The following is a 6,921-nucleotide window of genomic DNA, read 5'->3' as shown; positions in this document are numbered from 1 at the left end:
CCGACTACCGTTGAAAAGTTAGCGGATGACCTGTGGATCGGAGTGAAAGGCTAATCAAGCTCGGAGATAGCTGGTTCTCCTCGAAAGCTATTTAGGTAGCGCCTCATGTATCACTGTAGGGGGTAGAGCACTGTTTCGGCTAGGGGGTCATCCCGACTTACCAAACCGATGCAAACTCCGAATACCTACAAGTGCCGAGCATGGGAGACACACGGCGGGTGCTAACGTCCGTCGTGAAAAGGGAAACAACCCAGACCGTCAGCTAAGGTCCCAAAGTCATGGTTAAGTGGGAAACGATGTGGGAAGGCTTAGACAGCTAGGAGGTTGGCTTAGAAGCAGCCACCCTTTAAAGAAAGCGTAATAGCTCACTAGTCGAGTCGGCCTGCGCGGAAGATGTAACGGGGCTCAAACCATGCACCGAAGCTACGGGTATCACCTTTTGGTGATGCGGTAGAGGAGCGTTCTGTAAGCCTGTGAAGGTGAGTTGAGAAGCTTGCTGGAGGTATCAGAAGTGCGAATGCTGACATGAGTAACGACAATGCGAGTGAAAAACTCGCACGCCGAAAGACCAAGGTTTCCTGCGCAACGTTAATCGACGCAGGGTTAGTCGGTCCCTAAGGCGAGGCTGAAAAGCGTAGTCGATGGAAAACAGGTTAATATTCCTGTACTTCCAGTTATTGCGATGGAGGGACGGAGAAGGCTAGGCCAGCTTGGCGTTGGTTGTCCAAGTTTAAGGTGGTAGGCTGAGATCTTAGGCAAATCCGGGATCTCAAGGCCGAGAGCTGATGACGAGTGCTCATTAGAGCGCGAAGTGGTTGATGCCATGCTTCCAAGAAAAGCTCCTAAGCTTCAGATAACTGGGAACCGTACCCCAAACCGACACAGGTGGTTAGGTAGAGAATACCAAGGCGCTTGAGAGAACTCGGGTGAAGGAACTAGGCAAAATGGCACCGTAACTTCGGGAGAAGGTGCGCCGGTGAGGGTGAAGCACTTGCTGCGTAAGCCCACGCCGGTCGAAGATACCAGGCCGCTGCGACTGTTTATTAAAAACACAGCACTCTGCAAACACGAAAGTGGACGTATAGGGTGTGACGCCTGCCCGGTGCCGGAAGGTTAATTGATGGGGTTAGCGCAAGCGAAGCTCTTGATCGAAGCCCCGGTAAACGGCGGCCGTAACTATAACGGTCCTAAGGTAGCGAAATTCCTTGTCGGGTAAGTTCCGACCTGCACGAATGGCGTAACGATGGCGGCGCTGTCTCCACCCGAGACTCAGTGAAATTGAAATCGCTGTGAAGATGCAGTGTATCCGCGGCTAGACGGAAAGACCCCGTGAACCTTTACTATAGCTTTGCACTGGACTTTGAGCTTGCTTGTGTAGGATAGGTGGGAGGCTTTGAAGTGGGGACGCCAGTTCTCATGGAGCCATCCTTGAAATACCACCCTGGCAACCTTGAGGTTCTAACTCAGGTCCGTTATCCGGATCGAGGACAGTGTATGGTGGGTAGTTTGACTGGGGCGGTCTCCTCCCAAAGAGTAACGGAGGAGTACGAAGGTGCGCTCAGACCGGTCGGAAATCGGTCGTAGAGTATAAAGGCAAAAGCGCGCTTGACTGCGAGACACACACGTCGAGCAGGTACGAAAGTAGGTCTTAGTGATCCGGTGGTTCTGTATGGAAGGGCCATCGCTCAACGGATAAAAGGTACTCCGGGGATAACAGGCTGATACCGCCCAAGAGTTCATATCGACGGCGGTGTTTGGCACCTCGATGTCGGCTCATCACATCCTGGGGCTGAAGCCGGTCCCAAGGGTATGGCTGTTCGCCATTTAAAGTGGTACGCGAGCTGGGTTTAGAACGTCGTGAGACAGTTCGGTCCCTATCTGCCGTGGACGTTTGAGATTTGAGAGGGGCTGCTCCTAGTACGAGAGGACCGGAGTGGACGAACCTCTGGTGTTCCGGTTGTCACGCCAGTGGCATTGCCGGGTAGCTATGTTCGGAAGAGATAACCGCTGAAAGCATCTAAGCGGGAAACTTGCCTCAAGATGAGATCTCACTGGAGCCTTGAGCTCCCTGAAGGGCCGTCGAAGACTACGACGTTGATAGGTTGGGTGTGTAAGCGCTGTGAGGCGTTGAGCTAACCAATACTAATTGCCCGTGAGGCTTGACCATATAACACCCAAGCAATTTGCGCTGAGGCCAAATTGTGGTGGTGAAGACGAAAGAACCGAAAGTTCGCGACGAACCACAAAGATCACATATCCGAATTGGCTGGAGTATCCATCTGGATGTTCTGGCAACAGAATTTCTTGACGACCATAGAGCATTGGAACCACCTGATCCCATCCCGAACTCAGCAGTGAAACGATGCATCGCCGATGGTAGTGTGGGGTTTCCCCATGTGAGAGTAGGTCATCGTCAAGATTCATTTCGCAAAACCCCTATCTGCGCGAGCAGGTAGGGGTTTTGTCTTTAAGTAGAGAGTACAGAGATTCGCTGGCACGTCCCTCGGACGGACCGGCACACAGAATTTCTTGACGACCATAGAGCATTGGAACCACCTGATCCCATCCCGAACTCAGCAGTGAAACGATGCATCGCCGATGGTAGTGTGGGGTTTCCCCATGTGAGAGTAGGTCATCGTCAAGATTCAATTCCAAAGCCCCTGATCGCGATGCGATCGGGGGCTTTGTCTTTTCAGGGTATCAATGCACGAGCTCCCTGGGCCGTCGTGAAGGGAACGGCATTCCCAGGCACAGCACGGCCCCCTGTAGGAGCGGCTTCAGCCGCGATCACCCGCGAAGCGGGTGCCAGACACCGAGTTGCTTGCATCGCGGCTAAAGCCGCTCCTACAGAGATCTCTTTTCGCCGTGCAACAGCACAGCCCGAAGGGCTATCCCATACTCCCTTATCTCCAAGACAAAAAAGGCCGCTCCCGGTTGGGAGCGGCCTTTTTGCTACCGGGGCATACGCCCCTGCCAGTGATATCAGCTCAGCAGATTACGCACATTGCCCATCGCCTCATCGGCAAAGCCCTGCAGGAACGCCTGGAAGCCCGGCAGGGCCTCCGGGCCACCTTCCCAGGGCTCGGCCTGGATGGTCCAGGTCGCACGGCTGCGGCTGGCGTCGATCGTCTGCACCTCCATGGCAGCCCACAGGTTGCCGATATTCAGGCTGGTGTAGATCAGGCTCCAGGTCATGTGCATGGCCTGCTCGTCACGGCTGTTCAACTGCTCGATCACCACGTTGCCATCCTTGAACAGTTTCTTGCGCACCGAGCGCACGCCACTGCCGGTCATTTCGATATGCGCCAGCGCGGGGATGAACACCGGGAAGCCGGCGAAGTTGCCGACGATATTCCACACGCTGGCGGCCGGGGCGGCGATCTCGACGCTGGAAACCACCAGGCAGCCTTGCGGGTTGCGGATCAGGGTGTCGGGTTTGAGTGCTTGCATGGGATGTTGCTCCTGTTGTGGATAAAGGGGGTCAGATAAAGCCGATGTCGGCCAGGTAGCGGCAGCCGCGGCTAAGCAGCGCCGGGTCCTTGCTCGGGTAACGGGCGCCCATGCGCTGCACGCCGGCACGGGCGTTGTCGTGGGCGATGCCGGAGATATCGCCGATGTCTTCTTCGAAGCCGTCCAGGTAGAAGCCCAGGACGTCGTACAGCGCGTTTTGGCGGTCGACCCGGGCCAACTGGCGCTGCCACTGCTCGACGCTGACCAACTCGAAGGCATGGCCCTGCGCATGGAACGACGCCAGGTAGTCACGCCAGCGCAGTGGCTCGGGGTTGTGCAGGTTGAACACGCATTGGCCAGCCTGGTGGCGGCTGCTGTGGAAGGCGATGAAACGGGACAGGAAGTCCACCGGCATGAGGTCGAAGTCGATCTCCAGCCCCGGTACCTGGCCCAGTTGCAGCGAACCCTTGAGCATCAGCATCAGCCGGTTGCGCTGGGGCTGGCAGGCGCCCGTGCGGCTGTCGAAGGTGATGTTGCCGGGACGGAACAGGTTGACCCACACGCCCTGCTCGCGGGCACGGCTGAGGATGCGCTCGCCGACCCATTTGCTCAGGTTGTAGCCATTGCGGATGTAGATCGGTGGGGTACTGGCCGGGTCGCTCTCCAGCACGCGACCGTCACCGTCCACCGCGCTGCACGCGGACAGGGTCGAGACGAAGTTGAAGATCTTCTTGCGCCGGCCTTCGCACAGCCGCAGGCACTCGAACAACGGCTCGATGTTGTCGGCGGCCAGCACCTCGTAGTCGAGCACATGGTTGACCTGCGCGGCGTTGTGCAGCAGGGCGCCATAGTGGTTGTCCAGGTCGTCGTAGTCGGCCTGGGACAAGCCCAGCAGCGGCTTGCGCAGGTCTGCCTCGAGTACCCGCACGCGGCTCAGGTCCAGGTTGATATGGTTGTCCTGCAGGGCTTGGGCGAAGCGTTCCTCGGCGGACTGCCCACCGGCGCGGCGTACCAGGCAGGCGACTTCGGTGGCGCCCCACTCCAGCAAGGCTTCAACCAGGTGAACGCCAAGGAAGCTGTTGGCCCCGGTGACGATGACCTTGTGCACATCGCCCAGACGCTCCATCGGCAGTACCTGCAGGCCGAGATCGCGGTTGGCGTCCTGCTCCAGGCGCGCCAGGGAGGTCGGCAGCGCATCATCGTTGCCGTCGAGCAGCGCGCCCAGGCGCCGCAGGGTCGGCTGCTCGATGAAACGGTTGATGGCCACACCCTGGCCGAAGTGTTCCCGGATCTCCAGCAACAGGCGCGACAAGAGGATCGAGTGCCCGCCCAGGTTGAAGAAGCTGTCGTCCAGTGAGATGTCGGCTGGCGGCAGTTCCAGCAACTCGCTCCACAGATGCAACAGGCGCTTTTCGGTGTTGGTCTCTGGTGCGATGTGCGCGTTCGCCGACAGGGCCAGTGGCTGTGCCGACAGCGCCCGGCGGTCCACCTTGCCGTTGGCGGTATAGGGCATGTGCTCCAGCACCTGGTAGAACAACGGGCGCATGTAGTCGGGCAGGTGCCGCTCGGCATGTTCGCGCAGCAAGGCTTGCGCATCGGTCCGCTGTGGGTGGGCGAGGAAAGCCAGGATCCGGCGCTGCGCGTCGATCACCACCGCCACCTGGGCGAACAGGTGGCTGTCGCGCAAGCAGTGCTCGATCTCCTCGGGCTCGACCCGAAAACCTCGGATCTTCACCTGGTTGTCACGCCGTCCGCACAGCTCGATGCCCTGGGCGGTCCACTTGCCGATGTCTCCGGTGCGATAGGCACGCAGCGTGCGGCCGGCGGGCAGGTCCAACTCGACGAAGCGTTCGGCGGTCAGTGCCGGCTTGTTCAGATAGCCCAGGCCGACACCGGGCCCGGCGATGTACAGCTCGCCCGGGGTCTGCTCCGTTACCGGTTGCAGCGCCGGGTCGAGTATCAGCACCTGGGTGTTGGCGATCGGCAGGCCCAGGTTGCGGTTGCTGTCACCGCTGGCGAACACCCGGGTGGTGGCCAGCACTGTGGTTTCCGTCGGCCCGTAGATGTTGTGCATCCGGCACTGACCGGCCAGGCGGGCGATGACCTCCGGCTCGCAGACGTCGCCGCCAGTGACCAGGTGGCGCAGGCCGAGGTGGACATTGCGCGGCAGGATGCTCAGCAGGGCCGGTGGCAGGAACGCGTGGCTGACTTCCTGGCTGTGGATAAGTTGTACCAGCTGCTGCGGATCGCGGCGCTGATCCTCACTGGGCAGCACCAGTTCCGCACCGCAGGCGAAGGTCGGCAGGATATCCAGCAGTGAGGCATCGAAGCCGATGGTGGAGAACTGCAGCACTCGGCTGTGCTCGTCCAGGGCCACATGCTCACGGTACCAGGCCATGAAGTGCGTAAGGTTGCGCTGGCTGAGCAGCACGCCCTTGGGCTGGCCGGTAGTGCCGGAGGTGTAGATCGCCACGCAGGCCTGCTCGGCGCCGGCCTGGCGCAGCGCCAGGCCGGGCAACGGCATGGTCGGTGTCGCCGCGATGCCGCGAATATCCACATGAGAGATATCCACAGGCGCCTGCCCGTCATGCAGCACGACGCAGGCACCGGCATCCTCGAGGATCGACTGGCGTCGTTCGGCCGGCGTTGCCGGGTCCAGCGGCAGGTAGATGGCGGCGCAGCCCAGCACCGCCAGCAGGCTGGCATAGAGGTCGGGCGACTTGCCCATGCACACGGCGACCACGGGTGGCTGTTCACCTGGCTCGGGCAGCAACGGCGCCAGGGCCTGCTGGATGGCGACGGTGCGGGCATGCAGCTGGCGATAGCTGGAGCGCTGGCCGGCATGGTTCAGCGCAGGGCATTCGGCATGCAGGCGCAAGCTGTGCTCCAGCGTATCGATCAGGCCGGTTTCGGCCTTCTCCAGCAAGTCAGCGCGCAGTGTGCGGTTGAACGGGTGGCGGTAGGCCAGAGTCTCCAGCCAGTCCAGGCCGTGCTCGCGCTCCTGGTCGCCGGGGCTTGCCGCGGGTGCTTCCTGCAGATGCGCCGGATTGCGCGCAAAGCGGGTGACCTGCAGGGCCAGTTGATCACACAGGGCCTGCAGGGCGTCTTCACGCAACTGCTGGCCGTTGCCGGAGCTCGGCGCGGGGATCGCAGCTCGCTGGATCAGCCGCTGGGCGCTGGCACTGCCGCACCAGCACAGGGCTTCCAGTTGCGGCAGGGGTTCGGCGAAGCTGGCGCCCAGGCGCAGCCTGAGCAGTGGGGTGTTGCCCAGGGCATGCCAGTCGCAGCTGCCCAGGGCCAGGCTGCCATCTTCCACCACCAGGTCCGGCCAGGCCGACAGCTGCTGGCGCAAGGCTTGCGCGCTGTCGGCGGTGGCCGAGCCATGGCCGTGCTCGTCGAGCAGCCGGGTGAATGCCTCCAGGGTGGGGCTGGTGCCCACCAGGAGTATGTCGAGGCGTCTCATGTCCAGGT

At 60.8% G+C, this 6,921-nt stretch carries 2 protein-coding genes and 3 rRNA genes (1 of these 5 cut by a window edge); 3 read left to right on the top strand and 2 right to left on the bottom strand.

Features of this window, described 5'->3' with window-relative positions:
• The 3 genes from AC0MAZ_RS02710 to rrf (AC0MAZ_RS02700) all read left to right on the top strand — a co-directional run.
• Positions 1-2,167 (top strand): 23S ribosomal RNA (locus AC0MAZ_RS02710); it begins 727 nt to the left of the window's first position.
• Between the two features lie 136 nt (positions 2,168-2,303).
• Positions 2,304-2,419: ribosomal RNA gene (rrf, locus tag AC0MAZ_RS02705) — 5S ribosomal RNA — on the top strand.
• A gap of 109 nt (positions 2,420-2,528) precedes the next feature.
• A 5S ribosomal RNA gene (gene rrf / locus AC0MAZ_RS02700) occupies positions 2,529-2,644 on the top strand.
• A 338-nt stretch (positions 2,645-2,982) separates the two neighbouring features.
• On the opposite strand, the gene AC0MAZ_RS02695 is transcribed toward rrf (AC0MAZ_RS02700), so the two are convergent.
• On the bottom strand, positions 2,983-3,450 hold the full coding sequence (locus AC0MAZ_RS02695) for an SRPBCC family protein (RefSeq protein WP_203649455.1): 468 nt from the start codon (positions 3,448-3,450) through the stop codon (positions 2,983-2,985).
• A gap of 31 nt (positions 3,451-3,481) precedes the next feature.
• A complete protein-coding gene (locus AC0MAZ_RS02690; protein WP_475860090.1) occupies positions 3,482-6,913 on the bottom strand; it encodes an amino acid adenylation domain-containing protein in 3,432 nt (1,143 codons plus the stop codon).
• Positions 6,914-6,921 lie beyond the last annotated feature (8 nt).

The organism is Pseudomonas sp. A (genome assembly GCF_056270345.1).
This window is presented reverse-complemented; position numbering and strand designations above follow the sequence as displayed.

What these genes read in the sequence shown, in the direction of transcription:
- AC0MAZ_RS02690 (WP_475860090.1), bottom strand. Translation starts at nt 6,913, where the DNA reads ATGAGACGCCTCGACATACTCCTGGTGGGCACCAGCCCCACCCTGGAG.
- AC0MAZ_RS02695 (WP_203649455.1), bottom strand. Translation starts at nt 3,450, where the DNA reads ATGCAAGCACTCAAACCCGACACCCTGATCCGCAACCCGCAAGGCTGC.